This window comes from Spongiivirga citrea (genome assembly GCF_010671565.1).
Classification (GTDB): domain Bacteria; phylum Bacteroidota; class Bacteroidia; order Flavobacteriales; family Flavobacteriaceae; genus Spongiivirga; species Spongiivirga citrea.
The window spans coordinates 38,635-60,381 of the sequence record NZ_JAABOQ010000009.1 but is presented as its reverse complement, the minus strand read 5'-3'; the positions used below and the strand labels follow the sequence as shown (position 1 = coordinate 60,381).

The window sequence follows — 21,747 nt, the reverse complement described above, 5'->3', positions numbered from 1 at the left end:
ATCTCAAGTTAATCCTTCTCAAATTTCCCCAATAGCTTTTCAGCCTCCGATGCTTTGTATTTTTTTGATTTGATGATGTCTTCTAATAAGAGTTGAGCACTCTTTTTATCATCAATTTTTAAATAGGCTAAAGCCAAATACCAAGCCGATTTTTCTTTAAGAGTATCTCTTGTTTTCAAATGTTCTTTTAACAAAGGAATCGCTTCGTTCGCTTTTTCTAATTTTAATAGTGCATTTGCCTTGTAAAATAAGTAGTATGGCTGCTTATCTTTTTCATATAAATCAGAAAATAGAGAAACAGCTAGTTTATAATCGCCAGTTTCGTAGGCGATAAATGCCTTGGTTTTTTGATCCTGCTCTTCGGTGCCACGAACAATAGGATGCACTACGTTTTCATAAGGTTGAAAGTTAGCAGCAAATAATTCTTGCGAAGTCGGATTGCTTAAGGTTAGGACATAGGTAAGTCCTGCTATTAAAATAACCGAAGCGGCAACCAACCATTTTGAGTATTGTTGTAGTTTAAAAACTTTTCTTGGTTGATGCTCTGCTTCAAAATCAGACAACATTGATCTAAACTCATCATCGTGATCTTCTTCAGTCACACGTTTTAAATTGTCGTGAAACGAGACTTCTTCTTTAAATTCAGCATCGTTTTGCAATAGCGTATCAAATTCAATTCGCTCTTCGGTATTGAGCGTATTCTGAAGATATTTTTCTATTAGTTTATCTTTCTTCATAACTCGGGCTAGCTTTTAATCAATTGTTTGAGGGTTTTTAAACAACGAGATTTCTGCGCTTTTACTGTATTCGCATTTTCATAACCTCCTTGTTGCACAATTTCTTCAATACTTAGTCCTCTATAATAGAAAAAGGTTAACACCTGCCGACATTTTTTTCCGAGTTCTTTAAAATAAGTACGAAGTAGTTGCTGCTCCTTAGTAAGTTCTGGAGTTTCTGAAATGATTGTTTCTTCATAATCATCGGTATTTGAATGAAGATTGCTGTCGTATTCGGTATGCTTTTTTTCTTTTTTAAGTAAATCGAAAATGAGGTATTTACCAATACCAAAAAGATAGGTTTTTAGTCCGCTTTTAACCTCTGCAAGCTTTCCACTAACTGCATGTTTTCTTAAGGCGAGAAAAGCCTCTTGATATACATCAGCCAATTGATCCTGGTCGAGACCATAGCGTTTTCCAAAATTTAGGAAGGCAGCACGATGTGCATTGTAAAGCGATTTAATTCCTAACCGATCATCTGACCGAAGAATATCGACTTCCTTTTTGTTCATGTAAAAATAATTATGAGGAAAATGTTAACCTCTTGAATTGTTCCGCTCACTAAAGATAAACGGATAAAAGCAAATTACAATGAAAACAACTACAACGAACCTAATCATCCTGCTTATTGTAGCATTTTTAGGAGGATTTCAAACGACAGAAGCCCAGTTCTTTAAAAAATTAAAGGAGCGCGCAAAGCAAGCTGCCGAAGAAGCCGTCATGCAAAAAACAGAAGAAATCGCTGCTGAGAAAATCGGAAAAGGAATGGATAAGCTATTCGATTTTGATTTTAGTAAGTCGAGTATGGATCCTGCAATTCTTCCTGAAACTTATGAATTTGAATGGAAGTATACTTTAAAAATGCAAGCCAAACAAGGCACGTTTAATATGGTCTATTATTTAAAACCAGACGCAACTTATTTTGCTTCGAGAGCTGTGATGCCAAAGAAATCGATGGCTGGCAATGTTCTAATGGTACACGATATCGGGTTGAATGTAATGACCATGTTTATGGAAGCTTCAGGAAGCAAGGCGGGTCATATTATATCACTGTCAAATGATGATGAGTTTGATATTGAAGAGTTGGAAGCTGAAACGGAAATTCAGGATTATACATTTAAAAAAATCGGAACAAAGGAAATTTTGGGCTATGAATGTCAGGGCTTTTTAATGGAAAACGATGACATGAAAATGACGATGTATGTAGCGATGGATGCTCCGGTAAGTTTTAATCAGGTTTATGGAGGTCAGCCTAAAAAAATGCCAAAAGGGTTTGATCCTAAATGGCTAGAAAAAGCAGATTCCAGTATTGTCATGGAAATGAATATGGTGAATAAAAAGAAGAAAAAGTTCAGCGCTAAAATGACCTGTATTGCTCTAGAAAATACACCAACAACAATCAATGTAAGTGAGTACGAATTTATGAAGCTGCCAACAATGCAGGAGTAATAAACTAACACCTGGAAATTATGAAAACACGATTTAAGATTATCGCATACGTAGTAGGAGTATTATTATTTGCAGTAGCCTGCACCGAAGAGGCAAAAAAGAACATTAAGGATGCAAAACAGGTAGTGTCTGCAACAACATCGTATGCAAAAGATGTTACTAGCATGCAAAAAGAGATTGAACGTTTACAAAAGCTCACCCCAGTTACCAATGAACAATTAAAAGCGTGGTTGCCCGAAAGTGTAGGCAATTTAAATCGAACCGGATTTAAAATAGGGCAAGGTGCCTATATGAAAATAAGCATGATTGAAGGCACGTATATGGGCGATGACCGTAAAAAGAAAATAAACATTACGATAATGGATGGCGCTGGACCCACAGGGAGTGCCATGGTGCCAGGTTATGGGCTTTTAGGCAATTTCGAAACCGAAGTAGAAGACGAGCGGAAACACCTACAAACAGTAACAGTAAATGGTATTAAAGCCAAGCAAACCTACTACAAAAAACGCAATGGCACTCAGCTGATGTTTATTTACAACAAACGCTTTATAGTAACAGTAAATAGTAATAATATGGATGTTGATGAAACGTGGGGTGCAGTCAAAAAAATGCAATTAAACAAACTAGAAAATTAAAATTAGTAACAATTAAATAAGAATATAAGAATCATGGAAACAACAAAAACAATAGACATTAATCCAGAAACAAATCTGGTCAGCAAAGAGGGTAAAAACATAGCTGTTATTTCATACATCACCATTATCGGCTTAATAATCGCATTTGTGATGAATAATGATAAAAAGGATGTGTTTGCTACTTATCACATTAGACAATCACTTGGCATGGCGGCAACCGGACTTGCTTTAGGAATAATTGGTATTATCCCAATCCTGGGATGGATTATCAATATTCTGGGCATTTTCGTCTTATTATATATGTGGATTATGGGATTGGTAAATGCTGTTAATGAGAAAACAAAGCCAGTGCCTATTCTTGGCAAGAAATACGAAGAATGGTTTAAGAACATTGGTTGATTAGCTTTTATTTATTCTGTTAAAAACCCTTGCTAGACCCTGTTAAGTAAGGGTTTTTCTTTTTTAGTCAAAAATTTCCGCTCCAAATGTTAACCTATCGAGTAATGCACCTCACTAAATAGTAAACGTATTAATCTAAACAGAAATGAAGAGAATTAGAATTTTAGGATTGTTGTTAATTATGGCGACCTATATGAATGCTCAAACCTTTACAAAGGCCCAAGGGCAGGCAACGGACATAAGCATGAACACTAAGGGAGATGTTTTTGTGGTAGGCACTTCAAAGCAATTGTTCAAGTTTAACAGGAAAGAAAATAGATTTAAGTTGCATACTGTAGCGAGCAGAAAAGCGAAAGCATTAGCTGCATCGAGCAACTTTAATTATTTTATAAAAAATGATGGAAAACTGTTTCGTAGTGATTCGCAGGACACAAATCGTGAATCAGCTATTGGCAACATGTTATTAAAGGACCTTTATTACGCTAACAGTGATAATTTCTGGGTCGTAGGCGCAAATGGCAGTATTTATAAACGCAAGGTTTTTAGAATAAATAGTTCTGGTCAATTTAACACAAGTTTTTCAAATTTGATGCCGCAAGTGCTTTCAATTGCTGGCAAGTCCAATAAAAAAGTTTGTTCTAACAATTCAGGTAAGGTGTTTACCTTAAAAAACGATAATACTATTTGGGAATACTATAACGGGCGATCACAAAAATTACCTGGTAGCGCAACCGATATTGCTTATGATCATGTGCAAAAAAAGTTATACGTGCTCGGTACCTCTAAACGTATTTTTGTTTGGAATCCTGGCAAAAACAACTGGGATTTAGTGAAAAATACCCGAAATGATATAAAAAGTTTTGCGGTTAATAGCGGTATTATTTGGTGTACAACTACTCGAAATGATATTTATAATACCGCTAACACTTCTACAAAGGTAGTTGTAAACAATACTTCATATTATAAACTTAAAATCACTCTAAATTCAATTGTGTGTGATAATGCCTGGGATAGTGATAAAAAAGATGATTATTTATTAAAGTTTGTGCCATCATTAAAAATAGGCACTAGGAATTACTCTATGCAGAATAAAAAATATACGCGGATAAAAAAACAGATTGAAGAATATGGCCCTCAAACGGCATTATATGTGCATCGTAAAAAAGGGGCTAAAGACCACGCTCAGGTTCAACTTCATGTTGAAAATAATAGAAGATTAGATATTAATAATTCAGGGATATTTAAGATTCCTAAAAATACTGCTTTGACCGATTCTAGAGTCGATTTTACCTTAAACGTTGTTGTTGATGAAGTATCAAAGAACATAGAACGAGTTATGCAAAAAAATGTAAAACTAAATCTAAAAAACATTATTGATTATCTCGCAGGTAATAAAACAGTGAAGAAGTTTTCCAAATCCCCAAATGAAAGTATTAAAGTAGGATCAAATTATGTATTCAAACATGAAATGGGAAACGGATATCAATCATTATTACTTTCTCAGCAAAATGGAACCCCTATAATAAAAGACAATTTTAATGGAAATACTAAAGGCAAGGGTTTCGGTTTGTGGGCGGACATTGTATCAAGGGCAACAGTAAACTACACAATAGAACTAGTAGATTAAAATCATTCAATAAAAAATATAAAGCAAAATGAAAACACGATATATAACACTATGGTGCATGCTGCTGGCATGCCTTATTCAAGCACAAAGTTTTAAAGAAGCTGGTGGCTTAGGAAAAGAAATTTCACTTGACAAAACAGGTAGGGTCTTTGTAATTGGTAATTCGGGTAATCAATTCATATTTAATGTAAAAGAGAAACGATTTGTTCGTTTTTATGGAACAAACGGAGTAGGCGGTAAAGGAGTATCTCGCACTAATAGCCCTTATCAAAATAAAAATGTGGGGTCATACGCTAATCAACATCCTCATGATTTGTTATTGGATTATTTACAAAGTCAAAAATACAAGGATGTTAGTTTGGCTAGCAAAAATGCATTATGGGTGGTGAAACCAGATGGCAATCTATACTTCAGGTACAACAATTATTTAAAGCGTGCATACAAGGGAGGAACGAATAATAAACGAATTGCATTGACAGATGGCATCAATTTTTATACCGTAAAAAACGATAATTCCATTTGGTTGTATCACGGTTCAAACCAGGGAACAAAGTTACCGGGGAAAGCATTAGATATTGCTTATGATCATAAAACCAAAAATCTGTATTGCATTGGTATTTCTAAACGCATATTTAAGTGGAATACACATCGATATGATTGGGATTTGGTTAAGGGAACTAGAAATGACTTTAAATACCTATCTGTTCATAACAACATGATCTGGGCAGTAGCTTTTAACAAGAAAATTTATAGCAACGATATTAACGGGGCAGTTTATGACTATTGGGAATCCTCTGGAAATAAAGATTATAAACTGAAAATCACATTAGAACACATTTATTGTGAGCAGGCCTGGGACAATGATAAAAAAGATGATTATATGATTTCATTTAAGCCAACAATAAAAGTTAATAATCGAAATATCCCAATGGAGGACAGAAAATTAAATCGCATTGCTAGATTAATTCAAGGTCTTGGAGCACCCAATTCCTTATATATATCGCAAAACAGGAACTCGCGCAATCACGCTGCGGTACAATTGCATACCAAGGAAAAAACAGCAGTTGCGATAAATAATTCGGGCGTATTTGAGATTAGCTCGAAGGTAAACCAAAACAACGCACAACAGTTTTTGGTTGATATCAAAGTAGATGAGGTTTCTAATCAAACAATCAATATCATCAACATAAAAGATAAGTTAAATCTTATTGAAATCCTTAAATATTTAGATGGAACAAAAATCTTGCAGAAATACAGGGTTAGCAGAAGGGTAAATGTTACCTCTTCAAATTATCGACATGGTGGTGCTCTAGTAAATGGTACTACAATATACTATGATATGGGACGTGGATTTAAAGAAACGAACCTTACTCTTTTTAATAACAAACCCGTTGCCTATTTAGAAGTTAAAGGCAGTAAAAAGTCAACAGCCTGGGGAGCATCTAACCGGCATACAAAACCTAAACTGCGATATAAAATTGAATTAATTGATTAAAAACACAGAAAAAATGAAAAAAGGAATACTACTTTGCATGGCTATGCTTATAAGTGTTGCATTAAGTGCACAATCAGTAGCTGGAAATATAATGTTGAACAACAAAAGTAAGGCTGAACTTACACTGGAAACTAACTCGGCAGTACAATTATTTAAAGAGTTTAAAACAGGAACATATCAACTAGGCTTTACTTTTAAAACCGATGATGTTAAGCCGAATGTATATAAAGAGACTATCGTGTTTTTCGACTTTATAACAGAAGTACAAAAGGACGGAAAATTAATCGAACGCATTATTCGCTCGAAACCAATCCCATATTTTCCAGGAGAGATGCTAATAGGTGCTGAGAGTTTTGATTTTATTGGCATTCTCTCAGATATTGGTCAAGCTAAATATCCTGATGAAGTAGGTTTAATGCCAGCCGGAGAATATCAAGTTTCATTAATGGCTGTACCTAAAGGATTTAAAGGAGCTATTAATCCGCTTGAATTTTACTTCGCACTAAGAAAACGTCCAACACGATAAACAATTATAACAATGAATTTTAGAAACAACTTTTTAATGGCCGCAATAATGCTATTAGCGGTAACCAGCTGTCAAGCTCAAAAAACAAATGAAAAACCAGTTGATAGCACAGCGACTTCAATCAACGGTGCTTGGTACACCTACAATGCAAATTTTCAAATAAGGGAATCGGTAATAAAGGATACCTTATGGATTAACACGACGAGCGATCCTAATTTTGAGTCAGATACACCCGAAATAGACACTACTTATATTAGGAAACTATCTGATGATTACTATCTGATGACAAGGCCGGGCTGGAAACGGAAAAGGGTAGCGAAGTTGGAGCTTGCTGAGAATAATTCAGTTTTAAAAATAAGTCCAGTCACACAAGGCGAAGATGAAAAGGTGCTTTTGGAAACATATAAAACAGAACCAGTAAAAGCATGGGCCGAACTTCAAACGATGAACCTTTTAAATAACGATCGGTTTGAACAACTAAAAAACGCTCCGGGTATGGATGAAATGACACGAGACGATGTCATAAAATCATTAGCGGCAAGAAAGGAAATAAGTCCGATGCTTTTAGAATATTACAAGGCTAATCCTAAAAGAGGTAAATTCTCATTGTATAGAATGGTAAATGATTATCGCAATGAAGTGATGATAAAAATGGGATACAATCCTTATAAAATGTTGAAAGGCGATCCGTTTAAAAAGTTTGAAAACGATGCTGAGGTGATGAAGCTTTTGAATGAGCCTATGAGTTGGGAGAAGTGATTGGCAATAATGTCAGGTTGAGCGCAGTCGAAACCTCTTTGTTCTAACATCAATCATTCCAGTAAGCATTAACTCATTCTGCATACCCATTTTTGAGCGCAAAAACGGCAAGACCAACCCTAGACTTAAGTTCCAGTTTTTCAAACAAACTATCTCGATAGTTTTCAATGGTACGTGGACTACAAAACATCACTTCGGCGATTTCTTTATAAGTCATTTCCGAAGTGGAGTGTTTTAAAAATTCAATCTCCCGATCACTTAAATTAAGTTTTGATTTTGCATTTATTTCATTATCAGAAATAGAAGCAAAAACTCTACTAGCTGCCCAGTCAGGAAAAAAGTGGCCTTTAGAAACAAGTTGTCGCAACCCATTTTCTAGGGCTTTAGGGCTAGTATTTTTAAGCATATAGCCTTTTGCGCCATTTTTAATCATTTTGATAAGACTTTGGTCGTCGTTTTGCATACTTAATGCCATCACTTGAATATTAGGATGTGTTTCTTTTAGCCATTGTACGGTTTCAAAGCCATCCATTTCGGGCATGCTAATGTCTAGCAGAATGATTTTTGGTAAAGGCTTGCCATTCATTTTTTGTTGAAGGTCAATCCCATTTTCGCAAATGTAGCTTACCTCAAAATCATCAAAGCCAGCAATAATATTTTTTAAGGCTTCGGCAATTAACAGATGATCATCAACTACAACAATGGAATGTTTCATTTTAAATGGGAATTTTAATGTTGAATGTGGTGCCATTTTTATCACTCTTTGGATTAAAAGTGCCATTGAGAAGCTTGATTCTTTTCTCAATATTTTTTAACCCAATCCCAGAGGTTTTTAAATTTTTTAGATCAAAACCTTTGCCGTCATCTTGTAGTTGAAGGTCGAGGTGCTTATTTGTTTTGCTTAGTGAAATGAAAATGTTTTTACACTTTGAGTGTTTAATACTATTTTGCAAAAACTCCTGCGTTACTCTTAGCAACACACTTTTTATTTCGTAAGGCACAGCACTTTTTAAGGTGTTTTTAAAGTCGATTTTAAACTTTTTAAGTGATCGTATTTTATCGCATTCAATTTCTAACAACTCTACTATGGTCAAATCGTTAATGTTATCATCTGTCAATGATTTTGAGAGCAATCGTAAATCCTGCAGTGATTCATTTATGATAGCATTAATATTATTTACACTTTCAACTACTTCCTTAGATTGATTTTCTATTGGCAATTGTTGTAAATACAAGCTTGATAATGTCAACTTTTGTCCCACATTATCATGAATCTCCCGCCCAATATGCTTCATGGTTTGTTGTTGTATTTCGAGTTGAGTTGTTAGGAGTTCTTTTTTGTGTTGGAGAGCTACCGTTTTCAACTCTTGCACATACTCTTTTTTTCGTTGGCGGTATGACCTAATAAATATGATAATACCCGCTATAAAAGCGACAAAAATCACATTAAAAATGACGAGCATTATTTTAAACGATGTTTCCCCCATATAAATGATGCTGTGAATAGTAAATACATTAGATAATTAGCTACTAAAAAATATAAATAGTAATTATTTCTAATAGACCAATACGGTTCGGTGGCCAACAAATCTCTAAATGCATAATATGGATAGGTTCCAATATAAAAAAGAGTAACTCCGATATTGACATAAAACATCTTATTTTGGTTGAATTCTAGAATTTTATCATCCCTAATCTGTTTTCTAAATTCTATTATGACCAAAAATGCAAGAAGAAGAGTGCCGACCGTAAAGTTGAAAGAATTTATAAATTGAATTTTACCAAAAATAGGCTCTAGAGGAATACAGCAAACTAAATAAATGATGGTAAAAACAAAATATAATTTTCTGTTTTTAAGTGAGTTGTAAGCGTAAAGCCAATAAAAGAACAGAAATTGAATAGGGATACCTATGTATGCATAATAAGATGGCGCAAAAGTTCTGATGCTTCCTTTACTAAATGTCCAGAACAACTCTTGTAGAAAAATAACAATCAGATATATGACGAACATTTCCCAGTGAGTTTTCCTTAACTTTTTAAAATAATAAAGACCAATTAAGGCTGCAATTCCTTGTAATGCAACTAGAATACTATGTAAATTAGGGTAGTAATCCATAATAATTTAAAATGCCAAGCCTTCTTCATTAGGTGGATACAAACCCCCGTGGTTGCGGGCTGTTATTTCACCTTCAGAAGACCTTACATTCATAAATAAGGGTATCCCCAGGACTGGCTTAACAATACCGCTATCGGAATTATAACTATCATTACCTTGCATGCCTCTTTCATCATAAGTCTCTGCATCTAGGGGATTAAAATCATAGTTAACACCTCCCTGTTCAAAAGTCGGTATCATTAAAAGAGTATGCTTAAAGCCATATTCGTTCGCCTTTGGGTAATTTCGCAATTTTTCAAGAGCTTCCCCATCCGGACGTGTTGACCAAGTTTCGAAAGAAGGATAACTAGCATAGTATATACGAATACCTAATTTATTGCTTTGCACTATTTTGGCATCTACCTTTTTCGTTTCATTTTCAATATGATAGATGAATTTTTTAAGTGTCTCTAGGTCAAACCATATAGCTTTTGCGTCTTCAAATTCCTGCTGACTTGTGTTTAAATCTGGATCAATAATTTTACTGCCTACGGGATAAGTGCGCTGGTTTACTCTTACCATTTTAGAATTTACAGCACTTAGCTGATTTGTTGAATATAACTTGACCATATCATTAATGAGAGTATTGGGTAAGACATCTACCTCTGTATCCGAATAATCCAAACAAATAGTTTTGTCAGGGTCCTTTAGAGGGTCATTTCCATCTCTGTTATTACAGCTGTGACAGAATAGTGTCATTAATACTAAAAAAAGTGTTTTAAAAAGGGAAGTTTTCATTATAACAAGTTTTTGGTTAGTAAATATTTTTAACTGTCTTACAAAGAAACAATTACACTCTTGTTTTTTCTTAAGGTATTAACCCCGAAGTCTTAGGGTTAAACAACCTTTTTATTTTCCGTTGTCTTCACAGGTCGTTTTAGGCTGATCGCTCTGCAATCTACATACTAGTTCTTGAGAGATTTGTGCTCAATGCTACCGGGCTGTTTTTCAATTAGTAAGATAATGAATTTCAGTTTGTAAGTAGCAAAACAAGTATTAACCATTAATCTTTAAAAAATTAGAAATCATGAAAACAATTTCAATTTCAAAAATCAAGTATGTACTAATTATGGTCATTTCAATAATGGCATTTTCCTGTAGTCCTGAAGATGGACCCATTGGGCCAATGGGACTACAAGGTGAACAAGGCTTGCAAGGTCCAGCAGGACAAGACGGTGCAGATGGTCAGGATGGGACAAACGGAACCGATGGGCAGGACGGAACGGATGGTCAGGATGGCACTGACGGGGAAAATGGAGCAGATGGGAATGCGAATGTTCAAGTAATAACAAAAGATATTTCGACAGTGGCGGGTACTTTCGAAGACGTCCCAGTAAGCCAATTGACACAGGATGTAATTGACAACGATGTTGTGTTGGGCTATTTAAAAGCAAGTAACAATGACCTTAGATGGTATCCACTTCCATCAGTAGATGCTGCTGGTTTACCATTTAATGTTTCAGTATTTATTAGTATGAATTTTTATAGTTTGGATTTTCGTAGTCAGCAAACCAACAACGCTACTTATTCGGTTACAGCCGGAGAGCTAGATACATTAAAAGTGGTTATAATTGAGTCTACATCTTCTACAACTGGAAAAAAAGTATCTAAGGAATCCGTATACAACAAACTCAAATCCGCAGGAATAGATATCAATGACTACTATGCTGTTTGCGATTACTATGGGTTGGAGTATTAGATCTATTTAGTGTTCTCCCGAGCTTTTTCAGTTCAATTTTAAAACAAGAAATTATGAGAAATTCAATAAATAAGATTACATGCTTCTTTGCAATATTACTAATCCTAAATATACATTTTGCATCAGCACAGAAAAACGGTGGCGAATATTACATTATCTCGGCTTTAGAAAACAAAGCTTTAGATGTGCAATGGGGTAAAAGTAAAAATGGGACACCCTTCCATTTATGGTCGCAAAACCAAGGGTTAGCACAAAGATTTACGTTGGAAAATGCAGGGAATGGGTACTTCTATATAAAGTCTGCCTTAGGAAAATATATGCATGTTTATGGTGGTAGGGGTGTTCAAAAAGCTAAGGTCACACTATGGGACAAGGTCAATCAAGACAACTTGAAATGGAAGTTTGTGCCAGGAGCCGATGGATACTTCTACATTCAATCTAAGCTGGGTACTTTTCTTGATGTACAATGGGGCAATGCTAAAAATGGAACCCCTATCTGGATGTGGGATGGTAATAAAGGAAATGCGCAAAAGTGGAAATTAAAGTTAACCAAATCCTTATTGCAAATTAAAATGACCACGTTTTCACCCAAAGATCATGGGTTTAAGTTTAGCAATAAGTTTAAAAGTACCGTTGGTGATGCAGGAAGTATAAAGTTTACATTTAATGGTCTTTGTGGTGGTATGGCATACGCCGCAAATGACTATTTCCTTAGTAGTAAAGCAATTCCAAAACAAACCTATCAACCGGCAATAGGAACAACACTACATAAATACATTTATGAGCGTCAGCAGAATTCACTTTCAAACTTAGATAAGTTTTTAGAATTTTCTTTTAACCCTTTTGGTTCTAGAGATCGTGAATTTTTTTATTGGGGTCTTGAAGGGCGACTTTATGAATTAAAGCGCTTAATTGACAATAACATGCCAATTCCGCTAGGCCTATTTAATGTTCACAATGATCCGACGAGTCATCATCAAGTTTTAGCTATAGGGTATGATTTAGGTGGGTATATCGGAAAAAAAGATCGTGATCCAAATCAAGAAAATGTAAAAATCTTTATTTACGATCCGAACTATCCCGGCGAAGTATGTGCATTAATTCCCGTACCTAATGAGGCCGCATATCATCAATACAGAGGAAAATTCGAAAACAATAAATTCATTCTTTTAAAAAAGTGTTCCAAAAAATGGAGAAGCTATTTTTTGGATAAAAAGTTTAAAAAAAGAACCCCTCCCAAAATTAAACAACCCGTTAAAACGGAAAGTGATAAAATAAATAGATTGTTATTCACAATAAGAACTGGTGGTGATGATTTAAGAGGAGGTAATGATAATGTGGATATCCATATTGAGTTTAAAAACGGTACTAAACAAAGTGTTCTGAACGCTAATGGAAAAAATAGGTGGCCAGATAATCACAATCAAATAGTAGAGGTGTATTTGGACAAGCCAGTAAATAGAAACCAAATAGACTGCATAAAACTACAAACGACTTTCGGAGGAGGTATGTTTGGAGATAATTGGAATATGGACTATTTGAAAATTGAAGCTTTTGCAGGAGATACAAGAGTAGATGATATTTATCAAAAATCCGGAAGACCTTTAAAGCGTTTCACTGGAGATCATCAATGGTTTTCTACAAAGTAATCAGTTGAAGAGTGAAAAAATCCTGAGCGTCAACCCCTCAGGATTTTTTCATTCCAACATAACATTACTTCCATATTAAGACAATGTTAAGAATCCTAGTGTTTATCACTTGCGAGCTGATTTCAATATTTTTAATTAATTGATAATCAATATTTTAAATGAAAAACATGATTTTCAATTTTGTAGGAAAATACTGTAATCCTGTTAAAAAGTCTAAGCAAATGTGAATAAGTACCACTTTCAAAATCGTTTACATTTTCCAATCTTTGTTAGCCCGAGTAGTTAGAAAAATACATCCCTTAAACGATTAAAGAAAAAGAAAAATGTCAGCAGCCGTCGAACCAATTTTAGCAGAAAATAAAGATCGATTTGTGATCTTCCCTATTCAACATCATGATCTTTGGGAATGGTATAAAAAATCGGAAGCTAGTTTTTGGACCGCTGAAGAAATTGACCTTCATCAGGATCTTACTGATTGGGCTGAAAAGCTTAACGACGATGAGCGTTATTTTATCAAACACATTTTGGCATTTTTTGCGGCAAGTGATGGGATTGTAAATGAGAATTTGGCAGAAAACTTCGTAAATGAAGTACAATATTCTGAAGCAAAATTCTTCTACGGTTTCCAAATTATGATGGAAAACATCCATAGTGAAACCTACTCACTTTTAATAGACACCTACGTAAAAGACGAAAAAGAAAAAGATAAATTATTCAACGCTATTGAAAATTTTCCTGCGATTAAAAAGAAGGCAGATTGGGCGTTGAAATGGATTGACTCACCAAGTTTTGCTGAGCGCTTGATCGCTTTTGCAGCTGTTGAAGGAATTTTCTTTTCTGGTGCATTCTGCTCTATTTTTTGGTTAAAGAAACGTGGTTTAATGCCAGGATTGACATTTTCTAACGAGTTGATTTCTCGTGACGAAGGTGTTCACTGTGATTTTGCTGTTCACCTACATAACAAGCACTTAATTAACAAAGTACCTAAAGAACGTATTCGCGAAATTATTGTCGATGCACTAAATATTGAAAGAGAATTTATTACCGAATCACTACCTGTTAGTTTGATTGGAATGAATTCGAATTTAATGACCCAATATTTAGAGTTCGTTACTGATAGATTATTGGGCGAATTAGAATGTGAAAAGGAATATGGCACTGCCAATCCTTTTGACTTTATGGATATGATCTCGCTTCAAGGAAAAACAAACTTCTTTGAAAAACGAGTGTCAGAATACCAAAAAGCTGGAGTATTAAGTAAGGATAAGGAAGACGATAAAATTAGCTTCGACGCCGATTTTTAGTACTGCGCTATTGTCAGGCTGAGCGCAGTCGAAGCCCTTTTATTTAGGCTTTGAACTTCTGACACCAATAGGACTTTTAAACAGTCCGCACACAACATTGATAAACAAAATTTAAAAATAGCCCTCTGGGCCGAGGGATTTTTTGGCTCAAACCCTAACGAATAGTAGCTGTTATACCGCAAATATATAATGGTTATTAAGTACTAAACAACAAAAAATGTGTAGCAAATGTATGTAGTAAAAAGAGACGGCAGAAAAGAACCAATCATGTTCGACAAGATCACCGCAAGAATTCGTAAACTCAATTACGGATTAAATGAATTGGTCGATCCCGTAAAAATTTCAATGCGTGTTATTGAAGGTTTATATGATGGCGTAACCACATCTGAACTTGATAATTTGGCAGCTGAGGTTGCGGCAACAATGACCACAACACATCCAGATTATGCACGACTTGCTGCACGTATCTCTGTTTCTAACTTACATAAAAACACTAAAAAGTCATTCTCTGAAGTGATGACTGATCTATATGAGTATGTGAATCCTCGTACAGGTAAAAAAGCACCATTGTTAAGTGATGAGGTGTATAAAGTAATTATGGATAATGCCGATCGCTTAGATTCGACCATTATTTATAACCGTGATTTTGGTTATGATTACTTCGGATTTAAAACCTTGGAGCGCTCTTACCTATTAAAGGTAAATGGGAAAATTCACGAGCGTCCGCAGCATATGTTGATGCGTGTTTCTGTTGGTATTCATAATGACGATATCGAAGCGGCTATCGAGACTTATGAGTTGATGTCCAAAAAGTACTTTACACATGCTACTCCAACCTTATTCAACTCAGGTACACCAAAACCACAAATGTCATCTTGCTTCCTTTTAACGATGAAGGAGGACAGTATCGATGGTATTTATGATACATTAAAACAAACAGCTAAAATATCACAGTCTGCGGGTGGTATTGGTTTGGCTATACACAATATTCGCGCTACCGGAAGCTACATCGGTGGAACGAACGGTACATCAAATGGGATTGTACCAATGTTGAAAGTATTTAACGATACTGCACGTTATGTTGATCAAGGTGGTGGAAAGCGTAAAGGATCATTCGCTATGTACATCGAGCCTTGGCATGCGGATATTTTTAGTTTCCTTGATTTGAAAAAGAATCATGGAGCTGAAGAATTACGCGCGCGAGATTTATTCTATGCAATGTGGATTCCAGATTTATTTATGGAGCGTGTACATGCTGATGGTGAGTGGACCTTAATGTGTCCGAATGAGTGCCCTGGATTACCAGATACACATAGTGAAGAATTTGAAGCATTATATACCAAATACGAAAAAGAAGGAAAAGGCCGTAAGACGATTCGAGCTCGTGAGCTTTGGGAAAAAATAACCGAATCTCAAATTGAGACAGGTACACCTTATATGTTGTATAAAGATGCAGCAAACCGTAAGAGTAACCAGAAGAATTTGGGAACCATCCGTTCATCAAACTTATGTACGGAGATCATGGAATATACATCTCCAGACGAAGTAGCGGTATGTAATCTAGCAAGTATCGCATTACCGATGTTTGTAAAGAATAACGAGTTTGATCACGAAGAGTTATTCCGGATTACCAAACGTGTAACGAAGAACTTGAATAAGGTAATCGATCGCAATTATTATCCTGTAATCGAGGCGCAAAATTCTAACTTCCGTCACCGTCCAATCGGACTTGGAGTACAAGGATTAGCTGATACATTTATCAAGCTACGTATGCCATTTACAAGTGACGAAGCTAAGACTTTAAATCAGGAAATTTTCGAGACACTTTACTTTGCTGCGGTAACGGCATCAATGGAGTTAGCTAAGGAAGAAGGAGCTTATGATACTTATGAAGGTTCACCAATGTCTAATGGAGAATTCCAACACAATTTATGGGGCGTTAAAGATGAAGAATTAAGTGGTCGTTGGGACTGGACTAAGCTTCGTAAAGATGTGAAGAAAAACGGTGTACGTAATTCATTATTAGTAGCGCCGATGCCTACAGCAAGTACCTCACAAATTCTTGGAAACAATGAATGTTTCGAGCCTTATACTTCTAATATTTATACGCGTCGTGTATTATCTGGTGAGTTTATTGTAGTGAACAAGCACCTATTAGAAGATCTTGTGGCATTAGGTTTATGGAATGAGAATATAAAGCAAGAATTAATGCGTGCAAACGGATCGATTCAACATATTGAAGCAATTCCAGCTGATATTAAAGAGCTTTACAAAACAGTATGGGAATTAAGTATGAAAGACATTATTGATATGTCTCGTCATAGAGGATACTTTATTGACCAATCACAATCGCTTAACCTGTTTATGGAAGGCGCAACCATGGGGAAATTAACCTCAATGCACTTTTACGCATGGAAAAGTGGCTTAAAAACTGGAATGTATTACCTACGTACCAAGTCAGCTGTAGATGCGATTAAATTTACGGTGGCTAAAGAAGCGAAAAAAGAGCCAGTTGCTGTCGAAGTAAAAGAGGCTGTCGAAGCAAAAGAAATCGCTGTTGAAACAACTCCTGTAGGTTTAGAAAAACAAGCACAGGTAGACGAGCCAGCACCAGAAGTTCAACCAATGACTCCCGAAGAGTTGCGTGCGATTATTGCACAAGCTAAAGAAGGAACTGGTGGTGACGATTGTGAGATGTGTGGATCTTAATATAGATATGAGATTTTAGATAAGAATTATTATCAAAAACAACTATGGGTGAAACCTCAAAAGCTTACTAAGTTTTTGAGGTTTTTTAATATTGAAGAAATGAAAGATATCTACAAACCAGAGTTTATCGCCAGTCTTTTTGACGATATGAGCAAAACCTATAAGAATGTCAATTTCATTACATCTTTTGGATTTAGCGACCGATGGCGAAGACAATGCGTTGCCAAAGGAAATATTATAAAAGGTGATGTGGTTGTAGATTTAATGACAGGAATGGGAGAATGTTGGCCTTTTATTTTGAAAGGAGTAAACAGAGAAAACAAGGTAATTGCTTTAGACATTTCTTCTGAAATGATTCGCTTAGGAAAGGTTAAAAAACAAGATCAGGGCTATATAAATATTGACCTATTGCAGGAGGATATTTTTAAAAACTCAATAGAAGATAATTCTGCTGACGTGATAATATCTGGCTTCGGGTTGAAGACCTTTAATGAATTACAAATGAAAAATTTTGCTTTAGAGGTTAAACGTATTCTTAAACCAGGAGGTACTTTTTCATTAGTTGATGTCTCCATTCCAAATAATACTGCATTAAAGAGTCTCTATCTGTTTTACATTAAATACTGTATCCCATTCTTTGGAAAATTATTTCTAGGTAATCCTGAAACTTATAAAATGCTGGGTATTTACACGGAACATTTTAAGAACGCAAAGCGGGCTGCTGAAATTTTCAAAGCATCGGGACTTAAGGCACAATATGTGAATTATTTCTATGGGTGTGCCACAGGAATTTCAGGATGTAATTAGAATTAAAACTTCAATTTTTAAAAACAGAATACAGCTAACGGTAATGGACCACTAGTAAAACCAAACCCTCCACTAAAAAACTCCGTAGGTATGGCAAAATATAACCGCTATGCCATTCCAAATAATTAGATTTTTTTGTTTTTTTATAACTACAGCTATATGGGCACAAGACCAGATAGAACCTGCTGGAACAAATGCCGAAAACAGCATTCAAATCGAAGCATTTGGTGCTTTTACGTATGATGAAAATGAATCACCAATGCAATCGGCCAGTTCTAATATCTTATTTAGATACGGACTGACATCCGACATTGAGCTTCAGCTATCAAATCAATACGATATCATAGAAGATAATGGTAATGAGGTCGTTTTTAGCGGTTGGAATGACTTGAATATTGGAGCTAAATATTACCTATATGAAAATGAATCAGCAACCTTTGGTTTGGGGGTGTTGGGAAGCATTTCTATTCCTTCTGAAAATGAAACTATTGGTTACAGCACTTCATTATTAATTTCTCAAAAGCTAAACAAGCTAGAGTTAGGGTATAATCTTACCTATTCAAATTCGGGAATAGGAGAGGGATCATTGGCCTATGTTACTTCAATTAATGTTCCTATAAAAGGAAAATTTGGAACCTATTTAGAACTATTTGGGGAGTTCTCTGATTTGAAAACACATCAAATAGCATTCGATACTGGTATTAATCTGTTTGTGAGTGATAGTATTCAGTTAGATGTATCCTATGGAAGAGGAATTAATTATAAACAACAGTACGGGCTTTTTAGAATAAACTGGGTTATTGATAAAGGCACTCGGCAATTATGAATTGAATGACCTTTTAATAGAAGTTAACCTTTGTGACAAAATTTCATTAAGAGATGAATAATAAACAATCTCAACATGAAAAATTTAGTCTTTCTTTCGTTTCTGCTGTTTGCAGTTGGTTTAACGGGTCAAATAAAATTTGATCATACCAGTAATGCTCGCAACACTAAAGATCACATTACAACGATTAATCATCCCGCAACCAATAATAAACCTGATGCTATTTTGATTGTGACCCAAGAATTTGGAAAATATAACCCCCATGCAATAGGGGTATGGTACCATAAGAACAAATGGCATATTTTCAATCAAGATCGAAGCAAAATGCCGTTAACTACGCATTTTAATGTTTTAATATTTCCGAAAAACACGAGACAAGCCTTTGTTCATACCACCAAAGCGTCTAACACAAACGATCATATTACCACATTAAATAATGGTTTAACAAATGGAAAACCAAACGACATTGTATTAGTTACACAACTTTACGGTGCTTACAATACGTCAAACATTGGTGTATGGTATGCTCAGGGAAAATGGAAAGTGTACAATGAAAATACGAGTAAAAAAATGCCTATAAATACCAAAATGAACGTATTGGTAGTAAAAAAAGGTAATAACAAAATAGGAAACCTGAATCTGTTTGGGTTTAAATATCAAGAAACGAAAACCACCAATCATATTTCTAAGATTAAGTCACCCTTGCAATACACTTCAAGCACAACTGTTTTTGCGAATACAAATTACAAAAGCACCTATAATTCAAACCCAATAGGTGTCTGGAAAACAGGAAGGGACTGGACTATTTTTAATCAAAACAAGAAGAAAATGTCTCGTGGTGTTCAATTCAATGTAGTGCTTACTAATGAGCCTGTTAGGAGCAACCCTTCACCCAGCCCTAGAGTGACAATATTAAATAAACGGGTAAAACTGCCTTTTTTAGAAAGAACTGAGAATATTTCATATTACATTGATAAAGGACTTGCGATGTATCAAGGCGATATTGTTTTAGGTAACGCTCGAAATGTAGTCGATCCTGCACCTAAACCACATCCTGTAAAAAAGAATTTTAGCCGCTATGGGGAGATTCGCCCAAGTGCGCCGATTAGAAATGGGGTTGGAAGCTCTACTCAGGCAATAATGATCAGAGTAAGCGATGGTCTTATTGATCGTAATTGGTTGTGGAATAAAGGCATTATACCCTATTCAGTTAAAAGTGGGGATTTTAGCAATGCGGAATTGCGAGTGATTTTAGATGCTATAGATGAATTAAATACGCGAACGAACTTAAACATTGTACCTAAATGGAAAATTCAAAACCATGTTCAATTTATTAAAGATCGTGACTTGAATGGTGGGAAAAGTAAGGTTGGTCGTGCTAGAATAAGGCAAAAAATCACCCTAGGTGAAAATGTTTCTAGAAATACAATTATGCATGAAATTTTGCATGCTGCAGGAGCTTGGCACGAGCAAAGCCGTAATGATCGAGATAGACATATTCGTATTAACTGGGACAACATTCAAGATGGTAAGGAAAGTAATTTCAAAAAACATTCATCGGATGGATATAAAGTAACGCCTTATGATGCCAATTCGATTATGCATTATGGTGGATATGCTTTTTCTAAAGATAGATCATCTCCGACGATAGTAGATGCTCGTACACGTAATCCCGTATCACCAGATTCAGGCTTATCAGCTATGGATATCGATGGAATAAACACTGCTTACCCATTCGATTTTTATGAGCGAATTTCTAGGCCGGTTACTTCTATAAGGACTGTAAAAACAACAATTCTAAGAGTACAATCTGACGATAGAGATGGAGGGAGAAAACATGATATTGATTTTTATATGAAAAATGAAACAGGACCTGGTTGGGATTGGAGACCAGGAGGGTCAAGTAATCCATCGGAACGTTTTAAAAGCGGTACCGTTGAAGAAAGTGACAACGATATTTACCCTAATTGGGAGTTTAGATATACCATTCGTCGAAATGAGCCCTATGCAAAAGTATGGCTACAACTTAGAGACGATGACGGACGATCAGGAACTGAAGGTGGCATCTCTCCCGATGAGACACTCGATATCAACCCTTTTCCAGGCATTACTGCCTTAGAACTTTATATTGATACTGCAAGCGGTGAGATTTTTTTAGGGGATATTGATGGCAGGCGGCGAGATGAAAATTACATTGGATCACTTGGTGAAGATATTTCATTAGAAGGTTTTGAAGGCGGTCAGAAAGCCTATGTGCTGTTTAATATTGTGTTAGAATAGTAACAAGTTAAGATTGAGTTCTAAACTCCAAAGGTTTTTAAACCTTTGGAGTTTTTCTTTTTCAAATATCTAGGATAAATACACTATTTTTTTACTTTAAACGGTCGTGTAAGTATGCATTTCAGGGTTTAAATTGATGCTAATCGATAAAAAGAGTATTGCAATAAGCTTTTTCACGTAAGTTTTCGTTACCTTCATTCTTTGTCAATGATCATTATTTTGTAATTAATGACTAAGTTAATAGCCTTAATATTGTCATTTTTGTTGTTTGCTCAAAGTATGAATATCGGAATTAATGATATTATACTTGTAGATGAGCTTTTTGAACATGCTCAATTTCATAAGGCTAAGTACGGAGATAACTTTCTTGTGTTTCTGTCTAAACATTACGGCGAACAAAAGCTGGAACATAGCGAAAAACATCAGGAAGAACATCAGGATCACGAAAAGCTACCATTTCAACAACAAACACAATCCACGCTCATTTCGGTACTCGTAATTAACGATTCTGTACCTATAGATTGGTCAATTAGTTCTTCTGACAAAGTGGAAAACTACCACTATCAACCACCATCTTCGTCACCATTTAAATCCGGGATTTTTCAACCTCCGAAAGTAGCATAATTCAAGGGACCAGAGGGTCACTTTTTGT

The 21,747-nt window shown here is 35.4% G+C and carries 21 protein-coding genes; 15 read left to right on the top strand and 6 right to left on the bottom strand.

Annotated elements, in window-relative coordinates:
- Nucleotides 1-8: 8 nt before the first annotated feature.
- Together GWK10_RS17760 and GWK10_RS17755 are read right to left on the bottom strand one after the other, a co-directional pair.
- Entirely contained in the window at nucleotides 9-737 is a 729-nt protein-coding gene (locus GWK10_RS17760) for a tetratricopeptide repeat protein (protein WP_164033753.1), read from the bottom strand.
- Between the two features lie 8 nt (nucleotides 738-745).
- Nucleotides 746-1,288, bottom strand: a complete 543-nt coding sequence (locus GWK10_RS17755) for an RNA polymerase sigma factor (RefSeq protein WP_164033752.1) — start codon at nucleotides 1,286-1,288, stop codon at nucleotides 746-748.
- A gap of 79 nt (nucleotides 1,289-1,367) precedes the next feature.
- On the opposite strand from GWK10_RS17755, the gene GWK10_RS17750 reads away from it, so the two are divergent.
- The 7 genes from GWK10_RS17750 (at nucleotide 1,368) to GWK10_RS17720 (ending at nucleotide 7,666) form a co-directional block, all read left to right on the top strand.
- Complete coding sequence (locus tag GWK10_RS17750) at nucleotides 1,368-2,225, top strand: DUF4412 domain-containing protein (protein WP_164033751.1); 858 nt, start codon at nucleotides 1,368-1,370, stop codon at nucleotides 2,223-2,225.
- A 20-nt stretch (nucleotides 2,226-2,245) separates the two neighbouring features.
- Nucleotides 2,246-2,860 carry a hypothetical protein gene (locus GWK10_RS17745; RefSeq protein WP_164033750.1) on the top strand — a complete coding sequence of 205 codons (615 nt, stop codon included), beginning with the start codon at nucleotides 2,246-2,248 and terminating at the stop codon, nucleotides 2,858-2,860.
- A 33-nt stretch (nucleotides 2,861-2,893) separates the two neighbouring features.
- Nucleotides 2,894-3,259, top strand: a complete 366-nt coding sequence (locus tag GWK10_RS17740; protein ID WP_164033749.1) for a DUF4870 domain-containing protein — start codon at nucleotides 2,894-2,896, stop codon at nucleotides 3,257-3,259.
- Nucleotides 3,260-3,404: 145 nt separating this feature from the next.
- On the top strand, nucleotides 3,405-4,886 hold the full coding sequence (locus GWK10_RS17735; protein WP_164033748.1) for a hypothetical protein: 1,482 nt from the start codon (nucleotides 3,405-3,407) through the stop codon (nucleotides 4,884-4,886).
- A 28-nt stretch (nucleotides 4,887-4,914) separates the two neighbouring features.
- The gene (locus GWK10_RS17730; RefSeq protein ID WP_164033747.1) at nucleotides 4,915-6,381 is read left to right on the top strand and encodes a hypothetical protein; all 1,467 of its coding nucleotides are present in this window, start codon (nucleotides 4,915-4,917) and stop codon (nucleotides 6,379-6,381) included.
- Nucleotides 6,382-6,394: 13 nt separating this feature from the next.
- Nucleotides 6,395-6,907 (top strand): hypothetical protein, encoded by a 513-nt coding sequence (locus tag GWK10_RS17725; RefSeq protein WP_164033746.1) that lies wholly within the window; start codon nucleotides 6,395-6,397, stop codon nucleotides 6,905-6,907.
- A 12-nt stretch (nucleotides 6,908-6,919) separates the two neighbouring features.
- Nucleotides 6,920-7,666: a hypothetical protein gene (locus GWK10_RS17720; RefSeq protein ID WP_164033745.1), complete on the top strand. Its 747-nt coding sequence runs from the start codon at nucleotides 6,920-6,922 to the stop codon at nucleotides 7,664-7,666.
- A 73-nt stretch (nucleotides 7,667-7,739) separates the two neighbouring features.
- Here the strand turns inward: GWK10_RS17720 and GWK10_RS17715 are convergent, their stop codons facing one another.
- From GWK10_RS17715 to GWK10_RS17700, 4 genes are read right to left on the bottom strand one after another with little or no spacing between them, the layout of a single operon-like run.
- Nucleotides 7,740-8,381: a response regulator transcription factor gene (locus GWK10_RS17715; RefSeq protein ID WP_164033744.1), complete on the bottom strand. Its 642-nt coding sequence runs from the start codon at nucleotides 8,379-8,381 to the stop codon at nucleotides 7,740-7,742.
- A gap of 1 nt (nucleotide 8,382) precedes the next feature.
- Nucleotides 8,383-9,129 (bottom strand): sensor histidine kinase, encoded by a 747-nt coding sequence (locus GWK10_RS17710; protein ID WP_239540794.1) that lies wholly within the window; start codon nucleotides 9,127-9,129, stop codon nucleotides 8,383-8,385.
- Nucleotides 9,129-9,782: a hypothetical protein gene (locus tag GWK10_RS17705; RefSeq protein ID WP_164033742.1), complete on the bottom strand. Its 654-nt coding sequence runs from the start codon at nucleotides 9,780-9,782 to the stop codon at nucleotides 9,129-9,131. The genes GWK10_RS17710 and GWK10_RS17705 overlap by 1 nt, the downstream gene beginning before the upstream one ends.
- Before the next feature lie 6 nt (nucleotides 9,783-9,788).
- Nucleotides 9,789-10,559, bottom strand: a complete 771-nt coding sequence (locus GWK10_RS17700; RefSeq protein ID WP_164033741.1) for a hypothetical protein — start codon at nucleotides 10,557-10,559, stop codon at nucleotides 9,789-9,791.
- 289 nt (nucleotides 10,560-10,848) lie between these two features.
- Here GWK10_RS17700 and GWK10_RS17695 point away from each other — a divergent pair, with 289 nt between their 5' ends.
- The 8 genes from GWK10_RS17695 to GWK10_RS17660 all read left to right on the top strand — a co-directional run bounded on the left by GWK10_RS17695 (nucleotide 10,849) and on the right by GWK10_RS17660 (nucleotide 21,719).
- Nucleotides 10,849-11,520 (top strand): collagen-like protein, encoded by a 672-nt coding sequence (locus GWK10_RS17695; protein ID WP_164033740.1) that lies wholly within the window; start codon nucleotides 10,849-10,851, stop codon nucleotides 11,518-11,520.
- Between the two features lie 53 nt (nucleotides 11,521-11,573).
- On the top strand, nucleotides 11,574-13,169 hold the full coding sequence (locus GWK10_RS17690; RefSeq protein ID WP_164033739.1) for an RICIN domain-containing protein: 1,596 nt from the start codon (nucleotides 11,574-11,576) through the stop codon (nucleotides 13,167-13,169).
- 323 nt (nucleotides 13,170-13,492) lie between these two features.
- The gene (locus tag GWK10_RS17685) at nucleotides 13,493-14,473 is read left to right on the top strand and encodes a ribonucleotide-diphosphate reductase subunit beta (protein ID WP_164033738.1); all 981 of its coding nucleotides are present in this window, start codon (nucleotides 13,493-13,495) and stop codon (nucleotides 14,471-14,473) included.
- Between the two features lie 228 nt (nucleotides 14,474-14,701).
- A complete protein-coding gene (locus tag GWK10_RS17680) occupies nucleotides 14,702-17,182 on the top strand; it encodes a ribonucleoside-diphosphate reductase subunit alpha (RefSeq protein ID WP_164033737.1) in 2,481 nt (826 codons plus the stop codon).
- 99 nt (nucleotides 17,183-17,281) lie between these two features.
- The gene (locus tag GWK10_RS17675; RefSeq protein ID WP_164033736.1) at nucleotides 17,282-17,989 is read left to right on the top strand and encodes a class I SAM-dependent methyltransferase; all 708 of its coding nucleotides are present in this window, start codon (nucleotides 17,282-17,284) and stop codon (nucleotides 17,987-17,989) included.
- 109 nt (nucleotides 17,990-18,098) lie between these two features.
- Nucleotides 18,099-18,815 (top strand): transporter, encoded by a 717-nt coding sequence (locus tag GWK10_RS17670; RefSeq protein WP_164033735.1) that lies wholly within the window; start codon nucleotides 18,099-18,101, stop codon nucleotides 18,813-18,815.
- 75 nt (nucleotides 18,816-18,890) lie between these two features.
- Nucleotides 18,891-21,095, top strand: a complete 2,205-nt coding sequence (locus tag GWK10_RS18340; protein ID WP_204263169.1) for a M12 family metallopeptidase — start codon at nucleotides 18,891-18,893, stop codon at nucleotides 21,093-21,095.
- Between the two features lie 228 nt (nucleotides 21,096-21,323).
- Entirely contained in the window at nucleotides 21,324-21,719 is a 396-nt protein-coding gene (locus GWK10_RS17660) for a hypothetical protein (protein ID WP_164033734.1), read from the top strand.
- Nucleotides 21,720-21,747: the final 28 nt, after the last annotated feature.